This window comes from Streptomyces sp. NPDC096205, from assembly GCF_044763135.1.
GTDB lineage: Bacteria > Actinomycetota > Actinomycetes > Streptomycetales > Streptomycetaceae > Streptomyces.
Map to the genome: position 1 here is coordinate 327,300 of NZ_JBIWFS010000007.1, position 18,477 is coordinate 345,776.

Annotated in this window: 12 protein-coding genes; 5 read left to right on the top strand and 7 right to left on the bottom strand. The window is 70.1% G+C overall.

Annotated features, from left to right (window positions below; translation table 11 throughout):
- Positions 1 to 14 precede the first annotated feature (14 nt).
- The 6 genes from ACIQ6Y_RS26355 to ACIQ6Y_RS26380 form a co-directional block, all read right to left on the bottom strand.
- Positions 15 to 1,076, bottom strand: coding sequence for an ABC transporter ATP-binding protein (locus tag ACIQ6Y_RS26355; protein WP_404042444.1), 1,062 nt, complete (start codon positions 1,074 to 1,076; stop codon positions 15 to 17).
- A 15-nt stretch (positions 1,077 to 1,091) separates the two neighbouring features.
- A complete protein-coding gene (locus tag ACIQ6Y_RS26360; protein WP_404042445.1) occupies positions 1,092 to 2,069 on the bottom strand; it encodes an ABC transporter permease in 978 nt (325 codons plus the stop codon).
- Between the two features lie 99 nt (positions 2,070 to 2,168).
- Complete coding sequence (locus ACIQ6Y_RS26365) at positions 2,169 to 3,959, bottom strand: ABC transporter substrate-binding protein (RefSeq protein WP_404042446.1); 1,791 nt, start codon at positions 3,957 to 3,959, stop codon at positions 2,169 to 2,171.
- A gap of 102 nt (positions 3,960 to 4,061) precedes the next feature.
- A complete protein-coding gene (locus ACIQ6Y_RS26370) occupies positions 4,062 to 5,108 on the bottom strand; it encodes an ABC transporter permease (RefSeq protein ID WP_404042447.1) in 1,047 nt (348 codons plus the stop codon).
- 385 nt (positions 5,109 to 5,493) lie between these two features.
- The gene (typA, locus tag ACIQ6Y_RS26375; protein WP_404042448.1) at positions 5,494 to 7,401 is read right to left on the bottom strand and encodes a translational GTPase TypA; all 1,908 of its coding nucleotides are present in this window, start codon (positions 7,399 to 7,401) and stop codon (positions 5,494 to 5,496) included.
- 140 nt (positions 7,402 to 7,541) lie between these two features.
- Entirely contained in the window at positions 7,542 to 9,890 is a 2,349-nt protein-coding gene (locus tag ACIQ6Y_RS26380; RefSeq protein WP_404042449.1) for an ABC transporter substrate-binding protein, read from the bottom strand.
- A gap of 307 nt (positions 9,891 to 10,197) precedes the next feature.
- Here ACIQ6Y_RS26380 and ACIQ6Y_RS26385 point away from each other — a divergent pair, with 307 nt between their 5' ends.
- Genes ACIQ6Y_RS26385 through ACIQ6Y_RS26405 form a run of 5 tightly spaced genes read left to right on the top strand, consistent with a single transcriptional unit; the run spans position 10,198 to position 15,684 of the window.
- A complete protein-coding gene (locus tag ACIQ6Y_RS26385) occupies positions 10,198 to 10,488 on the top strand; it encodes a hypothetical protein (protein WP_404042450.1) in 291 nt (96 codons plus the stop codon).
- A 30-nt stretch (positions 10,489 to 10,518) separates the two neighbouring features.
- On the top strand, positions 10,519 to 11,358 hold the full coding sequence (locus ACIQ6Y_RS26390; RefSeq protein WP_404042451.1) for a hypothetical protein: 840 nt from the start codon (positions 10,519 to 10,521) through the stop codon (positions 11,356 to 11,358).
- Positions 11,358 to 13,289 carry a fumarate reductase/succinate dehydrogenase flavoprotein subunit gene (locus ACIQ6Y_RS26395; protein WP_404042452.1) on the top strand — a complete coding sequence of 644 codons (1,932 nt, stop codon included), beginning with the start codon at positions 11,358 to 11,360 and terminating at the stop codon, positions 13,287 to 13,289. Before ACIQ6Y_RS26390 ends, ACIQ6Y_RS26395 begins: the two co-directional genes overlap by 1 nt.
- The gene (locus ACIQ6Y_RS26400; protein ID WP_404042453.1) at positions 13,286 to 14,056 is read left to right on the top strand and encodes a succinate dehydrogenase/fumarate reductase iron-sulfur subunit; all 771 of its coding nucleotides are present in this window, start codon (positions 13,286 to 13,288) and stop codon (positions 14,054 to 14,056) included. Before ACIQ6Y_RS26395 ends, ACIQ6Y_RS26400 begins: the two co-directional genes overlap by 4 nt.
- A gap of 59 nt (positions 14,057 to 14,115) precedes the next feature.
- On the top strand, positions 14,116 to 15,684 hold the full coding sequence (locus ACIQ6Y_RS26405; protein WP_404042454.1) for a hypothetical protein: 1,569 nt from the start codon (positions 14,116 to 14,118) through the stop codon (positions 15,682 to 15,684).
- Positions 15,685 to 15,689: 5 nt separating this feature from the next.
- Here ACIQ6Y_RS26405 and ACIQ6Y_RS26410 read toward each other — a convergent pair whose 3' ends face one another.
- Positions 15,690 to 18,299, bottom strand: coding sequence for a SpoIIE family protein phosphatase (locus ACIQ6Y_RS26410; protein WP_404042455.1), 2,610 nt, complete (start codon positions 18,297 to 18,299; stop codon positions 15,690 to 15,692).
- Positions 18,300 to 18,477: the final 178 nt, after the last annotated feature.

Genomic DNA, 18,477 nt, shown 5'->3' on the forward strand with positions numbered 1-18,477 from the left:
ATCTCGGTCTCTCCCTAGCGCAGCCGGGGCTGGATCTCGTCGATGAAGATGGACTGCTTCTGCTCGGCCGTCAGGTGGCACGCGGCGGCGCGGCCCTCGCCGAGCGGCGGCCGGGTCGTGGTGCAGAGGTTGCCCTCGACCTTGTCCGTGAAGGTGCAGCGCGGGTTGAAGCGGCAGCCGGACGGCGGGTTGAGCAGGGACGGCGGGGTGCCCGGGATCGGCGACAGCTCCTGGTGGATGTCGCCGTCGAGACGCGGCATCGAGCTGAGCAGGCCCCAGGTGTAGGGGTGCTTGGGCGCGCCCAGCACCTCCTTGACGGTGCCGCGCTCCACGGCCCGGCCCGCGTACATCACCAGCAGGTCGTCGGCCATGTTGGCGATGACGCCCAGGTCGTGGGTGATGAAGATGATCGCGGAGCCGAACTCCTGCTGGAGGTCCTTGAGCAGGTCCAGGATCTGGGCCTGCACGGTCACGTCGAGCGCGGTGGTCGGCTCGTCGGCGATCAGCAGCTCGGGGTCGCACATCAGGGCCATGGCGATCATGGCGCGCTGGCGCATACCGCCGGAGAACTGGTGCGGGTAGTCGTCGAAGCGCACCTTGGGCTGCGGGATACCGACCTTCTCCAGCATCTGGATGGCCCGGTCCTTGGCCTCCTTCTTGGAGGCGCCCATGTGCTTCATGTACGGCTCGGACAGCTGCCGGCCCACCGTGTAGTACGGGGACATCGCGGTCAGCGGGTCCTGGAAGATCATCGCCATCTTGTTGCCGCGGAGCTTCTCCAGCTCCTTGTCGGTGGCGGTGACGAGTTCCTGGCCGTCGAGGACGATCTCGCCGTCGACGGTGGTGCTGCGGGGGTTGTGCAGGCCGAGGACCGTCAGGTTGGTGACGGACTTGCCGGAGCCGGACTCGCCGACGATGCCCAGGGTCTTGCCGCGCTCGATGTCGAAGGAGAGGCCGTCGACCGCCTTGACGATGCCGTCCTCGGTGGAGAACTGCACCCGCAGGTCACGGACCGAGAGGAAGCTCTCGGGCCCGGTCGGGGCCGGGGCGTCCTCGGTCTTGGTCAGTGTGGTCACGGTGGTTGGTTCTTCCTAGGAGAGCCGGACGCGCGGGTCGATCCAGGCGTACGCGATGTCGGTGAGGATGTTCAGGAGCAGGATGAAGAAGGCTCCGAACAGCATGACGCCCATCGTGAGCGGGAGGTCCTTCTGGGTCGCGCCCGCCACGGCCAGGCGCCCGATGCCCTGCAGCGAGAACGTGATCTCCGTGACGACACCACCGCCGAGCAGGGAGCTGATGTCGATGCCGAGGACGGTGACGATCGGGATGAGCGAGCCGCGCCAGGCGTAGCGGAAGAAGACGTACTTCTTCGACATGCCCTTGGCCCGCGCGGTGCGCACGTGCTCCTCGGCGAGCTGCTCGATCAGGGAAGCGCGCGCCATACGCGTGTACTGCGCGGTGAAGATGGTGGCCATCACGATCATCGGGATCCACAGACCGGCCAGCCAGCCGGCGGGGTCGTCCGTGAACGGCACGTACTTGGGGTCCTCCACCCAGCCGGTGCTGTACACGAAGATCAGCAGCACGATCGGGCCGAGGAAGTAGATCTGGAAGGAGCTGAGCACCATCGAGGTGCCGGTGGCGACCTTGTCGAGCACCGATCCGCGCTTGTACGCCGAGATCATGCCCGCGCCGATGCCGATGGTCAGGAAGACCAGGATCGAGCCGAGGGTCAGCGACAGCGTCACCGGGAAGCGGTCCATGATGATGTCCCAGACGCCGTCGTCGTAGTAGAACGACTGGCCGAGGCACGGCGCCGGGCAGTGACCGGTGGGGAAGTCACGCCCCATCACGACGCCGGACATGAAGTCCCAGAACTGCTGCGCGATGGGCAGGTTGAGGCCCAGGGCCTCACGGATGTCCGCCAGTCTCGCCGGGGAGCAGTCCTTGCCGCAGGCCAGTGAGGCGTAGTCGGACGGCGCGGCGACGAACAGGAAGAAGGTTGCGGCGCCGATGAGGAACAGGGTGACGACGGCACCGACCAAGCGCCGGAGGATGAACTGAAGCATGGCGGGGAGGCTGCTCTCTGCGACAGACGGTGGATGGTTTCACGGAACCGCGGGAGTGCGCTCCGCCGGGGGCGCACTCCCGCGATCAGCCGTAGAGAGTTACGACTTCAGGAACAGACGGGTGACGTCGATGTAGCTCGACTCGGTGCTGTAGCGGGCACCGCCGATGTTCGAGCCGTAGAGCTGGAACTGCTTGGTGTACCAGAGCGGGGCGCCCGGGTTGATCTTCTCGATGATGTAGTGGTGCGCCTCGCGCCAGGTCTTGGCGGCCTCGGTGGGCTCCTGGGTCAGGGCCTTCTTGATCAGCTCCTGGACCTTCGGGTCGTCGATGTGCGAGTAGTTCGACGAACCGTCGGCGACCTGGTCACCGTCGTAGATCGGGGTGACGACCGTGCCGGGCGACGGCCAGTCCTGGCCCCAGCCGGTGATGTACATGTCGTACGGGTTGTCGAGCTTGGCGATCTGCTCGTAGAAGCTCGCCGAGTCGACCTCCTTGGAGACGACGTCGAAGCCGACCTTGGTCAGGGCGTCCTCGACGGCGACCTTGCGCTTCTGGCCCGCCTCGGAGTTGGAGTACGCGAAGACGAGCTTCTTCTGCGCGGCGGGAACGCCCTTGAGCAGCTCCTGCGCCTTGGCGATGTTGCCCTGCGGCGTCTTCAGACGGCCGAAGGGGTCGTAGGTGGGCTCGTAGCCCGGCAGGGTCGGGGCGAACAGGTTCGGGGCCACGTCGCCGCCGTAGGCGCCGCCCTCACCGGCGATCAGCGACTTGGAGTTGACCGCGTAGGCCACCGCGTCACGGACGGCCTTGTTCTTGACCCGGTCCAGGTTGAAGGTCAGCGACATGACGTAGGGCTGGTAGCCCTTGATCGTGCGCTTGTTGACCGAGGCGTCGGAGATGACGTCCTGGATCTGGGTGGCGTCCACGGAGCCGGTGAACTGGATGGCGCTCTTGGCGTCGCCCTGGTCGGAGATCAGACGCTTGGTCTGCGTCGACTCGGTGACACCGAACTGGAAGTCCCAGCCGTCCACGTACTGGTGGCGCACGGAGTCGGTCTTCGGGTCCCAGTTCTCGTTCTTGACGAGCTTGAGGACCTTGCCGACCTTGTACTCGGAGATCTTGTACGGGCCGGTCGAGACCGGGGCCTTGTCGTACTTCTCCTTGGTGTCGGTCTTCTCCGGCACGACGGTGTAGCCCGGCATGGCCAGCGTCTGCGGCAGGTCGGGGCGCGCCGTGTCGAAGTGGAAGACGACCGTCTTCTCGTCCGGGGTCTCCAGCATGGTGTCCGGCAGGTGCTTCTTGCCGAAACCGCCGTCCGGGAGCGCCTTGCGGTAGTCCGGGCCGGCCAGCCACGTCTGGATGTAGGTCGGGCCGTCGAAGATGAACTTCGCGAACTGACGCTCGAAGGTGTGGCGGATGTCGGCCGAGGTGATCTCGTTGCCGTTCTGGTCCTTGACGCCGTCCTTCAGCGTGTACGTCCAGGTCTTGCCGCCGTCGGAGGACTTGCCGGAGTCGGTGGCGAGGTCACCGACGACCGAGACGTTGCCCTTGCCGTCCTCCTCGAAGTTCGTCAGCCCGCGGAAGAGCAGGTTGGCGACCTGGCCGGCGTCGGAGACGTAGATCTGGCCCGGGTCCAGGTGGGTCAGACCCGACTCCTGGTAGGCGGTGATCGTGCCGCCGGGCTTGGCACCGGGGACCTCCTCGGCCGGGCCGGTGGAGGCGGCGGCGTCGGCGTAGACGACGGCCTTGGACTGGCCCGCCGCCTCCTGCTGGTCCTTCTTGGAGTCCTTGTTGGAGCTCGTGCCCTTGTTCTCCGAGCAGCCGGTGAGCGCGAGGGAGCCGGCCGCGATCGCGACGACTATGGCACGCGCTCTGCGCGAGGTGAGCTTCATAGCGGTGAATGCACCTACCTGTCGGTTGTTATCCATGAGTACTGCCTGACGCGGCTGGTAGGCCGACGCGGGGGCGGCAGCCACCCCCCACCAATGGGACGGTTACCGCCCGGACTTGGGGTCGAAGGCATCCCGGACCGAGTCTCCGAGGAGGTTGAAGGCCAGGATGAAGATCACCAGCATCGTGCCCGGGAAGAACATGAACGCCGGGTCCTGCTCGGCGTAGTGGGCACCCGCTGCGAACAGCCGTCCCCAGTCCGGGGTCGGCTCGACGAAGCCGACGCCCGCGAAGGACAGGAACGCGATCGTGAGGATCGTGCTGGGCAGCTGGTACGTGAACTGCACCAGGATCGGCGAGACGATGTTCGGCAGGATCTCCTTGCGGACGATCCGCCAGGGCGAGGCGCCCGCGACCTTGGCGGCCTCCACGAACTCGCGCTCGCGCAGGGAGAGGACGGTGGACCGCACGAGGCGGGCCATGCCCATCCAGCCGAGCACCCACAGCACGATCAGGATCGCCAGCGCCCGGAAGTACGTGGGCGTCTCCTCCCGCGGGTCCACGAAGAACGCGGTCACGACGGGCATGAAGGCGATGAAGAACAGCTGCGAGGGGAAGGACAGGAAGAAGTCCGTGACCCGGCCCAGCCAGTAGTCGACGCGACCGCCGAAGTAGCCGCCGATCAGGCCGATGACGACGCCGGTGACCATCACCAGCACGGTCACGCCGAGCGCCATCAGCAGCGAGGTCCGCATGCCGTACATCAGCATCGCGAACAGGTCCCGGCCGTACTGCGGCTCGACACCGAACCAGTGCTCGCCGGAGACGCCGCCGAAGTAGCCGAGCGGCAGACCGAAGTCGTCCAGGACCGGCTTGTCCGCGTAGGTCGGGTCCTGCCCGTACAGGGTGTACGGGTCGCTCCCGCTGAGCATGGTCAGCAGCGGAGCGGCGAGGGCCGCGACGAAGAAGAAAATGACTACGCCGGCGCAGACCATGCCTGTACGGTCACGCTTGAAGCGCTGCCACATCAACTGCCCAGGGGAACGACCCTCAAGCTTCTTCTCACCCTTGGCGACTTCGGAGGTCGCCTCGAGCTCAGGGTCCAAGGCGACCGCGGACCCGGAGCCCTCGGCCTTCGTCGGACTGGTCATGTGTGTTCTTCCCCCGGGGGGTTGGAGAGTTGAGCGCAGCACAGATACCGGCAGGTTCTGTGGTTTGGGGGAACTTTCGCCAAGTGCATCAACGCGCGTCAAGGGCGGAAGACATAGGGATCTCCCTAACTTCAAATTTTTGAGCAAAAATTGCGAAGATTGACACCTAGGCGCGCTTGACAGGTGAGACGCTGACCCGGCATTTCGGACATTCGGGTAGGGATTTTTGTTTACATGTCCGAAACTTGATCGCTGGATCTCCGATATCCGAACAGCGTTCCAGCGGTGTTCGACCGCGGCTTGAACAGATCCGGCCGGGCACGCCGAGGACCCGGCCCTCCGCTCCGGGAGAACCGGGTCCTCTGGGACTGCTGTTGAGTCGGCGTCAGCCGTGCTTGGCGCGGCTCGCGGCGCGGGCGCGCTCGCGGGCGTCCAGGTTCACCTTGCGGATGCGAACGGCCTCCGGGGTGACCTCCACGCACTCGTCGTCGCGGCAGAACTCCAGGGACTGCTCCAGCGACAGCTTGCGCGGCGGCACGATCGCCTCGAACGAGTCGGCCGAGGACGACCGCATGTTCGTGAGCTTCTTCTCCTTGGTGATGTTCACGTCCATGTCGTCGGAACGCGAGTTCTCACCGACGATCATGCCCTCGTACACCTCGGTGCCCGGCTCCACGAAGAGCACGCCGCGCTCCTGGAGGTTCGTCATCGCGAAGGCCGTGACGGCACCGGAGCGGTCGGCGACCAGCGAGCCGTTGTTACGGGTCTGGAGGTTGCCGAACCAGGGCTCGAAGCCCTCGTGGATGGAGTGACCGATGCCGGTGCCGCGGGTCTGGGTCAGGAACTCCGTCCGGAATCCGATCAGGCCGCGGGAGGGCACCACGAACTCCATGCGGACCCAGCCGGAGCCGTGGTTCGACATGTTGTCCATACGGCCCTTACGGACGCCCATGAGCTGCGTGACGGCGCCCATGTGCTCCTCGGGCACGTCGATGGTCATGCGCTCGACCGGCTCGTACGTCTTGCCGTCGACGTCCTTGGTGACCACCTGCGGCTTGCCGACGGTCAGCTCGTAGCCCTCGCGGCGCATCTGCTCGACCAGGATGGCCAGCGCCAGCTCGCCACGGCCCTGGACCTCCCAGGCGTCGGGCCGCTCGGTGTCGAGGACGCGCAGCGAGACGTTACCGATCAGCTCGCGGTCCAGGCGGTCCTTGACCTGGCGGGCGGTGACCTTGCGGTCCTTCACGGCCGCCTTGGCGTCCGCGCCCTTGCCGGTGCCGCCGCGGCCGACCAGCGGGGAGGTGTTGGTGCCGATGGTCATCGAGATCGCGGGCTCGTCGACCGTGATCAGCGGCAGCGCCACCGGGTTCTCGGGGTCGGCCAGGGTCTCGCCGATCATGATGTCCGGGATACCGGCGACGGCGCAGATGTCGCCCGGGCCGGCCTTCTCGGCAGGCTTGCGGGTGAGCGCCTCGGTCATCATCAGCTCGGTGATGCGGACGTTGGTGATGGACCCGTCACGCTTGATCCAGGCGACCGTCTGGCCCTTGCGCAGCTCGCCCTGCTCGACGCGCAGCAGCGCGATACGGCCGAGGAAGTTGTCCGCGTCCAGGTTGGTGACGTGGGCCTGGAGCGGGGCCTCCTCGTCGTAGGTCGGGGCCGGGATGTGCTCCAGGATCGTGGAGAAGAACGGCTCCAGGCTGGTGGAGTCCGCCGGGACGGTGCCGTTCTCCGGCTTGGTCAGCGAGGCGATGCCGTCACGGCCGCAGGCGTAGACGATGGGGAACTCGATCTGCTCCTCGTCCGCGTCCAGGTCGAGGAAGAGGTCGTAGGTCTCGTTCACGACCTCGTCGATACGGGAGTCCGGGCGGTCCGTCTTGTTGATGCACAGGATGACGGGCAGGCGCTGCTGCAGCGCCTTGCGCAGCACGAAGCGGGTCTGCGGCAGCGGGCCCTCGGAGGCGTCCACCAGCAGCACGACACCGTCCACCATCGACAGACCGCGCTCGACCTCGCCGCCGAAGTCGGCGTGACCGGGGGTGTCGATGATGTTGATGGTGATGACGTCCCCCCCGTCCTTCGGGTGGTACTTCACCGCCGTGTTCTTGGCGAGGATCGTGATGCCCTTCTCACGCTCCAGGTCGTTCGAGTCCATCATGCGGTCGTCGACCGAGTCGAGCTGGTGGGCGGCGAAGGCACCGGCCTGCTTCAGCATGCCGTCGACGATGGTCGTCTTGCCGTGGTCGACGTGGGCGACGATGGCGACGTTGCGGATGTCGTGGCGCGTGGCCATAGTGAGGCGTTCTCCCGGAGTGTTGGGTGGCGCGCGCGTACGTCCGTGTGACGCGGGCCCTGCCGGGCTTGACACGCCACGGCCTCACCCCATCGTACGTGCCCCTGCGGGAGACGGCCTCCGCAGGGGCTGTTCCATGATCAGTTGCCCGGGGACGAGGGGGAGGACGAGGGCGAGAGCTTCACGCCCTTCTCGAGGAATCCCATGTCCTCGTACACGGGCGTCTGGAAGCCGAAGGCACCGGCGTTGGCGAGGTTCTTGCGGACCGCCACCAGCTGGGGCCGCTGATACAGGGGGATCGATCCCGCGGCCGCCCAGATCCGGGAGTCCGCCTTGCGGATCAGCCCCCGGCTCTCCTCCTCGTCCAGGGTCGCGGCGGCCTGGTCGAAGAGCTGGTCCACCTGGTCGGTGCCGACGCGCGTGTAGTTCTGCTCCACGCTCAGCGACCCGTCCGCTGCGGGCACCGGCTTGGCGTAGATGGGCCTGCCGTCGGTGGCCGGGAAGGCGGACGCGGGCCAGGAGTACAGGGCCAGGTCGTACTCCCCGGACGCGATGTGGTCCTTGAAGTAGCTCTCGTCGGACACCTTCGTGATCTGCGTGCGGATGCCGACCCGGTCCAGCATCCGCCGGATGCGTTCGGCGACCGTCCGCAGCGACCGCGACCCGTCCCCGGAGGGCACCACGAACCGCAGGGTCAGCGGCTCGCCGTCCTTCGCCAGCGTCCCGGGCTTCGCGCCCGCGGGCGCGGCGGTGCCCTTCGGCGCGTACGCTCCCGGCGCCCCGCCCCGCTGGAGGCGCCCGTCGGCGTACTGCTTGCCGTCCTGGGCGAGGTTGCGGGACTCGTCCCGGCTGTGCCGGCGGTCGTCCTGGTCGGCCTTGTTGTCCTCGCTGTCCCCGCTGGTCCCGCTGTCCTCGCTGTTCCCGCTGTCCCCGCTGTTCCCGCTGTCCCCGCTGTCCTCGCCGACGATGTACGTGCCTTCGTCGTCGCCCTCGTCGGGGCGCTCGGAGTCCCCGGCCTTGTCCTTCTCGGCCTTGTCCTTCTCGGCCTTCTCCTCCTTGGCCTTGTCCTCCTTGGCCTTGTCCTCCTTGGCCTTGCGGCCCGCCGCCCCGGCCGCCTCCTCGGCCTTCTCCGGCTCCTTCAGCGGGCCGCCCCGCTCCCAACCGGCGTCGGCGAGCAGGGCCTGGGCCTCCTTGGTGTCCTGGCCGCCGAGGGCGCCGCTGTTGTCGGCGTAGGCGGCCTGCCCGGCCAGGGCGAGGTGGCTGCCGACCGGCTCGGTGGGCAGGCCGAGCGGCCCCAGCACCACGCGGGCGAGTTCGTCGCGGTCCAGGGCACGGGCCACCGCCCGGCGGACCCGCTCGTCGGCGAGGGGGCCTCCGGAGCCGTTGAGGGCGAGCTGGGTGTAGGCGGGCTCCAGGGACTTGCGGATCTCGACGCCGCGCAGGGCCTGCCGCTCCTTCTCCCACCGGGCGATCGCCCTGCGCAGCTTCGTGCGGGCGTACACCTCGTCCTCGGCGGCCTCCTCGTCGGAGCCGTTGGCCAGGGCCCAGGAGCGCAGCGCCCTGGCCGCCGTACGCCCGGCGCCCGGACCGGCGAGGGGCCCGGCCGAGCCCTTGGCGGCGCCCTCGACACGGGCGGCCGCCTCCGGGTCGATCTCGGCCAGGTCGATCTTCCCCGCGGCGAGCTCGGCGGTCCGCTCCTCGCGCGGCACGGCCGTCAGGACGATCTTGTCGAGCTTGGGGGGCGCGCCCCACCAGCGCGGATTGCGGGTCAGGGTGACCTCGTCGTCCCTGCGGTCGACCTTCTTCAGGGAGAAGGGTCCCGCGGTGACCTTGAGCTTGCGCCGGGCGCCGTCGTTGAAGGAGTCCGGGGTGCCCATGACCTCCTTGGGGTACAGCGGCGAGAACAGCGACCTCCAGTCGGCGTAGGGCCGGGCGAAGGTGACCTTGACCTCCAGGTCGTTGGCGCCGCGCTCGATCTTCTCGATGCGCTCGTAGCCGGCGTTGCGGGCCGTCCAGTAGGCGCTGTCCTTGCCGGACAGGGCGCGCCACTGGGCGGCGAAGTCGGCGGCGCCGATCTCGCGGCCGTCGCTCCAGACGGCCTGCTGGTTGAGCTTGTACAGCACGACCTGGCGGGGCTCGGTCTCGACGACCTTGGCGGACTCGAGGAAGTCGGCGTTGCGCTCGGGGCGCCCGCTCGCGTCGAGCCGGTACATCGACGGCAGGACGGCCTGGGCGATGCGGGTGGTGGCGGCGTCGGCGTCGGACTGGAAGGTGTTGAGGGTCTCGGGGACGGCGTCCACGGCCCAGCGCAGGGTGCCGCCGTCGGCGATCTGCGCCCGGGCGGCACGGCCGATGTCCTGCCCGGCCAGGGGCTTTCCGGCCTCGTCGGGCGACCCGCACCCGGCGAGCAGGGTCACCGCGAGGGCGCCCGACGTGAGGAAAGCGACCGAGCGCATGACCGCCCGTGGTCCGACACCGACGTGAGACATCTCTGGTTACCTCCGGAAGCCGCGGGTTATGATCACGTTTGGCGGTATTTGGAGCTGATCACATGTTTTCGGATATCCGCTGCCACTGAAGAGGAAAGGGTTCGGCAGCAGGGGGCGACACGGCGGCGACGGCCCACAAGCCCACCCGTGCGGCGCAACGCACCGGGGAATGCACCAGTACGCCTCGGCCAATCGGTGCACATCCCTTCCCACCCACCGGTGTGACGCGCAACACTCGCAGGCGCATGAACGTCACCATCGAGAGCAAGGCCCCCGGCCGCACAGCCGATGGAAAAGAGGTCACGTCATGTCCGTGCACGACGAACTGACGTCGGTCCAGCGCTGCCTCGACGATCTGTCCCGGTCGGTGGGCCGACTGGAACAGCAGCTCGGCAGCACCGGCCTGGACATGCGCCGGGTCCGCGCCGACGCCGAGCACCTGCGCGAGAGCGTCGCCCTGCTCAGGGAGGCGACCTCGGCGCAGGGGCAGCCCCGCAAGCCGGAGCTGGTCACCATCCCCGACACCCCGTACGACGACAGCCTGTGGGTCGACATCGACGACGAGGGCCTCGGCGCCCGCGATCGGCGCGCCCCCTGAGCCCCTCACCGTGAGACACGGAGTCCCTCCTTGGCCACAGGTACGGAACCCCCAGGAACAGAAGAACCCCATCCGCTCGGCGGCGGCGTACGGTCCGCGACGCGCGCCGCGATCAGCGCCCGGCATCTGCGGACCGACCGGTGGTGGCTGGCGCCCGCCGCCACCGCCGCCGGTCTGCTCGCCTTCGTCGTCTACTCGACGTGGCGGGCCTTCGCCAACTCCGACTACTACGCGGCGCCCTACGTCTCGCCGTTCTACTCGCCGTGCCTGGCGGAGAACTGCGCGCCGATGCGCCACGGCCCCAACTGGGAGCTGTTCGGCGGCTGGTGGGGCATCTCCCCCGCGATCATCATCCTGATCTTCCCGCTGGGCTTCCGGCTGACCTGCTACTACTACCGCAAGGCGTACTACCGCGGCTTCTGGGCGTCGCCGCCCGCCTGCGCGGTCGCCGAGCCGCACGGCAAGTACACCGGTGAGACGCGCTTCCCGCTGATCCTGCAGAACATCCACCGGTATTTCTTCTACGCGGCCATCCCCGTCGCCGGGATCCTCACCTACGACACCGTGCTCGCCTTCCGCGACGAGAGTTACGCGTGGGGCCACATGGGCCTCGGCACGCTCGTGTTCGTCGTCAACATCGTGCTGATCTGGGCGTACACGCTGTCCTGCCACTCCTGCCGGCACATCGTCGGCGGCAAGCTCAAGCACTTCTCCCGGCACCCCGTGCGCTACCGCATGTGGCAGCTGGTCGGGAAGCTCAACGCCCGGCACATGCTGCTGGCGTGGTCCTCCCTGGTGAGCGTGGCGCTCGCCGACTTCTACGTGTATCTCGTCGCGTCCGGTGCCTTCGACGATCCGAGGTTGTTCTGATGCCCGTGGTGGACCGCCAGGAGTGGGACGTCGTCGTGGTCGGTGCGGGCGGCGCCGGGCTGCGCGCCGCGATCGAGGCCCGCGAGCGCGGCGCGCGTACGGCGGTGATCTGCAAGTCGCTGTTCGGCAAGGCGCACACGGTGATGGCCGAGGGCGGCATCGCCGCGGCCATGGCCAACGCCAACGAGCACGACACCTGGCAGGTCCACTTCCGCGACACCCTGCGCGGCGGCAAGTTCCTCAACCAGTGGCGGATGGCCGAGCTGCACGCCCAGGAGGCCCCGGACCGGGTGTGGGAGCTGGAGACCTGGGGCGCGCTGTTCGACCGTACGAAGGACGGCCGCATCTCCCAGCGCAACTTCGGCGGCCACGAGTACCCGCGCCTCGCGCATGTCGGTGACCGAACGGGCCTGGAGTTGATCCGCACGCTCCAGCAGAAGATCGTCTCGCTCCAGCAGGAGGACCACCGCGAGACCGGCGACTACGAGTCACGGCTGAAGGTGTTCCAGGAGTGCACGGTCACGCGGGTGCTCAAGGACGAGGCCGGGCGGGTCTCGGGGGTCTTCGCCTACGAGCGTGAGTCGGGCCGCTTCTTCGTGCTGGAGGCGCCCGCGGTGGTGATCGCCACCGGCGGCATCGGCAAGTCCTTCAAGGTGACGTCGAACTCCTGGGAGTACACCGGCGACGGCCACGCGCTGGCGCTGCTGGCCGGAGCCCCGCTGCTGAACATGGAGTTCGTGCAGTTCCACCCGACCGGCATGGTCTGGCCGCCGTCGGTGAAGGGCATCCTCGTCACCGAGTCGGTGCGCGGCGACGGCGGGGTGCTGCGCAACTCCGACGGCAAGCGGTTCATGTTCGACTACATCCCGGACGTCTTCAAGGAGAAGTACGCGCAGAGCGAGGAGGAGGCCGACCGCTGGTACGAGGACCCCGACAACAACCGGCGTCCCCCTGAGCTCCTCCCCCGCGACGAGGTCGCCCGCGCGATCAACTCCGAGGTGAAGGAGGGCCGCGGCTCCCCGCACGGCGGGGTCTTCCTGGATGTGTCGACGCGGATGCCGGCCGAGGTGATCAAGCGGCGGCTGCCGTCGATGTACCACCAGTTCAAGGAGCTGGCGGACGTCGACATCACGGCCGAGGCGATGGAGGTCGGGCCCACCTGCCACTACGTGATGGGCGGTGTCGCGGTCGACTCCGACACGGCGGCCGCGCGCGGGGTGCCGGGGCTGTTCGCGGCCGGTGAGGTGGCCGGCGGCATGCACGGCTCCAACCGGCTGGGCGGCAACTCCCTGTCCGACCTGCTGGTCTTCGGGCGCCGGGCGGGCTGGCACGCCGCCGAGTACGCCACCGGGCAGACGGTGCGCCCGTCGGTCTCGGAGGCCGAGGTCAACGCGGCGTCCGCGGAGGCGCTGCGGCCCTTCTCCGCGGAGACCGAGGGCGAGACCGGGCCGCCGGAGAACCCGTACACCCTGCACCAGGAACTTCAGCAGGCCATGAACGACCTGGTCGGCATCATCCGCCGCGAGGCCGAGATGGGGCAGGCCCTGGAGAAGCTGGCCGAGCTGCGGCTGCGCGCCCGGCGGGCCGGCGTCGAGGGGCACCGGCAGTTCAACCCGGGCTGGCACCTCGCCCTGGACCTCAGGAACATGCTGCTGGTCAGCGAGTGTGTGGCGCGGGCCGCGCTGGAGCGCACCGAGTCGCGCGGCGGGCACACCCGCGAGGACTTCCCCGGCATGGACCGCAGATGGCGCAACGTCAATCTGCTGTGCCGGCTCACCGACCCGACGGGCGGGCTCGCCGCGACCGATCCGGTGCGCGGGCAGATCGCCCTGGAGCGCGAGACGACCCCGCCCATCCGCCCGGACCTGCTCGCCCTCTTCGAGAAGGACGAGCTGGTCAAGTACCTCGCCGAAGAGGAGCTGTACGAGTGAGCGGCTACCAGGCCCGGTTCAAGGTGTGGCGGGGCGACCAGGACGGCGGCGGCCTCGCGGACTTCGAGGTCGAGGTGAACGAGGGCGAGGTCGTCCTCGACATCGTCCACCGCATCCAGGCCACCCAGGCGCCCGACCTCGCGGTGCGCTGGAACTGCAAGGCGGGCAAGTGCGGTTCGTGCTCGGCGGAGATCAACGGGCGTCCGCGGCTGCTGTGCATGACCCGGATGTCGGTGTTCGACCGCGCGGAGACCGTCACGATCACGCCGTTGCGGGCCTTCCCGGTGATCAGGGACCTGGTGACGGACGTCGGCTTCAACTACACCAAGGCGCGCGAGGTCCCGGCCTTCGTGCCGCCGGCCGACCTGGCGCCGGGCGAGTACCGCATGATGCAGGAGGACGTGGACCGCTCGCAGGAGTTCCGCAAGTGCATCGAGTGCTTCCTGTGCCAGGACACCTGCCATGTGGTGCGCGACCACGAGGAGAACAAGTCCGCGTTCGCCGGCCCCCGCTTCCTGATGCGCATCGCCGAACTCGACATGCACCCGCTGGACGCCGCCGAGGACACGGGCCTGGACCGCAAACGCACCGCCCAGGACGAACACGGCCTCGGCTACTGCAACATCACCAAGTGCTGCACCGAGGTCTGCCCCGAGGGCATCAAGATCACCGACAACGCCCTGATCCCCCTGAAGGAACGGGCCGTGGACCGCAAGTACGACCCGCTGGTGTGGCTGGGCTCGAAGATCGGACGGCGGTCGCGGTAGCCAAGCCTCCCGGCGCACCCCGGTAGCGAGGGCCTGAAACCGGCCATACGCTCCCGAATGTGACGCCTTCCACCTTCCGCGGGCGGCCCGGGCCGGGCCGGAGCCACATATCCGTGCGCGTGGCCCACACCGTGCTCGGCGGTGCGGCGGGGCTGGTGTGGCTGGTGCTGCCGACGGTGCCGGCCGGGGCCGGGTCCGACCTTGCCGGGCCGGGCACCCGTGCGGTGGCGCAGGGGCCCGAGGAGGACGAGACGGCGACGGCCGACCTGGTGCTGCCGCTGGTCGCCGTGGGCACGGCGGGCGCCCTCGCGGCGTACGGCTATGTACGGCGGACCCGCCGCGCCCGTACCCCGGCCGTGCCGGCCCGTCCCGCTCCCGGGCCCGCCGCTCCCCCGCCCGTCGCCGAGCTGGAGGAACGCTGCCGGCGCGCGCTGATCGCGGCGGACGACAGCGTGCGGACCAGCGAGGAGGAACTGGGCTGGGCACGGGAGCAGGTGGGCGAAGAGGCCGTCGAGCCGTTCGCGCGGGCGGTCGCCGAGGCCCGCGAGGAGCTGACAGCCGCTTTCCGGATACGGCAGCGGTATGACGAGGGCGTGCCCGCCGACCCGGCCGAGCGGCGGCACGCGCTGGCCGGGATCGTGGGGCGGTGCGCGGAGGCGGGGCGGCGGCTGGACGCGGAGAGCGCCGGGTTCGACGCCCTGCGCGATCTGGAGGGGGACGGACTCCCCCGCGCGCTGGAGCTGGCCGAGACCAGGTTCCGTGAGCTGGCGGGGCGTACGGTCACGGCGGAGTCGATGTTCGCCGAGCTGGCCGGCCGCTTCCCGCCGAGCACCCGTAACCCGGTCACCGGGTACACCGAACAGGCCAAGGACCGCCTGGTGTTCGCCACCACCCGGCTCAACCAGGCCCGCCAGTCGGCCGACCTGGGCGCTCCCGCCCGTGCCGCGGCCCACCTGCGCGCCGCCGAGTCCGCGATCGCGCAGGCGGCCGTGTTCCTCGACGCCCTCCACCGTCTCGACACCTCGCTCGCCGAGGCGGCCGCCCTGGTGCCGGACGCCCTGACGGAGGCGGCGGAGATCGGCAGCGACACGGCTTCCGCCGAGGACGCCGTGGACGTGCCGGTCGGTGAGGTGCGGGCCCGGCTGCTGCGGCTGGAGCTGGTGCTGACCGCCGTGGGGGAGGAGCGGGCGGGTGGGGCGTACGACCCGCTCGACGCGCTGCGGCGGATCGTGCGGGCGGTGGTGCCGCTGGGGGGCGGGGAGGACGGGGTGCTGGGGGCGGCGGCGCGGCTGGTGGCTGAGGAGTCCGTCGCGGACGCGGACGCCTTCGTCGCCACGCACCGGGGCGCGGTGGGCGCGCAGGCCCGCACCCGGCTCGCGGAGGCCCGGCGGCTCCTGGGCACCGGGCCCGAGGGCCGGACCGACGCCGAGGAACTGGCCCGGCAGGCCCGGCACCTCGCCGAACAGGACGTCCGTGTGCACGGCCACCCGCTCGCCGGCACCGACGCCCCCGGCAGCGGCCAGGGCGGAGCCCACGTCGGAGGCGTCCTGCTCGACGACGCCCCGGACGACACCCCCGCGAGCTTCGGCGGCCCGGCCGGCCGCGGCCGCCGCACGTCGGCGCCCTGAGCGCCTCAGAACAGGCTGAGCAGCGCCTCCGCCGGGTCCACCGGGCCGTTCTCGCCGTCGGGCAGCGGCAGTTCGAACCACACCGTCTTGCCGCGCGGCGTACGGCGCGAGCCCCAGGCCGCGCTGAGCAGGCCGACGAGCTGCAGGCCCCGGCCGCCCTCGTCGGTGTCGCGGGCGCGGCGGCGGCGCGGCTGGACGAGGCCGGAGTCCCAGACCTCGCACACGAGCGTGCGGTCCAGGAGCAGCCGGAGTCTGATCTCGCCCTCGCCGTAGCGCAGGGCGTTGGTGACCAGCTCGCTCACCAGCAGCTCGGCCGTGTCGACCAGCGGCTCCATGTCCCAGGACAGCAGCTGCCCGCGGGCGTACTCCCGGGCGCGGCCCACACTGCGCGGCTCGCGCGGCAGCGTCCAGTCGCCGACGGACTCGGCGGGCAGGCCCTGGACGCGGGCCATGAGCAGGGCGATGTCGTCCTCGCCGTGATGGGTGTCGAGGGTGTTGAGGACGTGGTCGCAGACGTCCTCCAGCGGCCGGGCGGGGTCCGTCAGCGCTCCGACGAACGCCTGCAGTCCCTCGTCCAAGGGGTGGTCGCGGGACTCCACCAGGCCGTCGGTGTAGAGGGCCAGCAGCGCGCCCTCCGGCAGTTCGACCTCGACCTCCTCGAAGGGCTCGCCGCCGACGCCGAGCGGCATGCCCGGCGGCACGTCGAGCATGAGGGCCGCCTCGCCCGGTTCGACCAGCACCGGCGGCAGATGGCCGGCGTTGGCGAAGGTGCAGCGCCGGGTCACCGAGTCGTAGACGGCGTACACGCAGGTCGCGAGGTACACCTCGGACAGGTCCGCCTCGCGGGGGCGCCGCGCGGCCCTCGTTGCCTGCTGGACGCCGCCGGGCGCGCCGAGACCGCGGGCGATCTCGTCCAACTGCGAGAGCACCTCGGCCGGTTCCAGATCCAGCAGCGCCAGCGTCCGCACCGCCGTACGGAGTTCGCCCATCGCCACGGCCGCGCGCAGTCCCCGGCCCATGACGTCGCCGACCACCAACGCTGTGCGGTGGCCGGGCAGTTCGATGACGTCGAACCAGTCGCCGCCGACCTCGCTGGGCCGTCCCGTGGAGGCGTTGCCGGGCAGATAGCGGCAGGCGATGTCCAGGCCGGAGGCGACGGGGTCGCCGGGCGGCAGCAGGGACCGTTGCAGTATCAACGCCCGCTCGTGCTCCCGCCGGTAGAGCCGGGCGTTGTCGATACAGACCGCCGCGCGCGCCGCGAGCTCCACCGCGAGGTCGCGGTCCCGGTCGCCGAACGGCTCGCTGCCCTTCGTACGGGAGAACTGCACGAGTCCTACGACGGTGTCGTGGGCGACCATCGGCACGGCCAGCGTGGACTGCACCAGGCCGCCGTCCTCGGCGGGGACGGCACGCGGCCGGGCGGTGCGCAGGGCGTCCGCGCAGGGCGAGTTGAAGGAGTAGTGGTGGACCGCGCCGACGGTGACGGGGGTGTCGGCCCCGTCGAAGGGGGCGTCGGAGACGGCGCTGGCGTAGGCGACGCGGCGCAGCTCGGCGCTGCCGTCGGCGAGGCCGGGCGGCGTCTCGTCACCGGCCAGCAGGCCCTGGTAGAGGTCGACGGTGGCGAGGTCGCAGAAGCCGGGGACGACGACGTCGAGGAGTTCGCGGGCCGTGGTCTCCAGGTCCAGGGAGTTGCCGATGCGCGCGCCGGCCTCGTTGAGAAGGGCGAGGTTGCGGCGGGCCGCGGCGGCCTCGCGGGCGGCGGCGCGCCGTGAGGTGATGTCGGTGCCCAGCCAGGCGACGCCGATGGGGCGGCCGCTGCCGCTGTGCACGCGGTAGAGGTTGATCGACCAGTGCCGGCGCTCCTCGGAGCCGGGCACATAGCCGGTGACGTGCATGTCGGTGATGGAGTCGCCCGTCTCCAGGACGCGGCGCAGCGTGGCGGAGACCCGGTCGGCCTCGGCGCGCGGCAGATAGTCGTGCACGCCCTTGCCGCGGTGGTCGTCGGGGGTGCCGCCGAAGATGGAGGCGAACCGCTGGTTGGCGCGGCGCACCTTGAGGTCGGTGTCGATCAGCAGGAAACCGAACGGCGATTGGCCGAAAATCGCCTGCGACGCCGCGAGGTCGGTCTCGATGGTGCGCAGCACCCGGACGTCCACGACGATGCAGACGGCGGCCTTGGCGCCCTCCTCCGTGCGGGTGGGCATCACATAGACCTCGGCGAGCCCGTCGGTCCCGCGGGTGCCGTCCGGCGTGTCCGGCAGCCGGAAGGGGACCACCCCGGTCCACTCCCGGCCGTCGAGGATCTCGGCCATCTTGCGCTGGCCGCGCTCGCGCCGGTCGGGGTGGATGAACGTCTCGATGGGGTCCATGCCGAGGGCCCGCTCGGCGGGGATGCCGAAGACCTGCTCGGCACGCAGGCTCCACTGCTCGACGAGCCCGTCGGGGCCGATGGAGAAGGAGGCGACCTTTATGTAGTCGTACATCGAGCCGGGCGGACTGGACTGCCACATCGGATCACCGGCCGGCACACCCGTGCCGAGGCCCGCCTCGGGCGCCGTCCTCGCGCCGTCCGACGGATCCTCGAACTCCGTGGCCTTCGCTGGTATCTCGCTCACGCGAACCGTCCCCTCCAGCTCACCGCGTCCGGCACCGGTCACCGGCGGCGGCTGCCCGCAGTATCCAGTACAACGGGGCCGCACAACACGGTGTTCACGATCACAGCATGGTCCAGTTGGTTTTCGGACCGTGCTGCGAGAACACTTCCAGACTTCTAACCAGCGCACACGTCGTCGA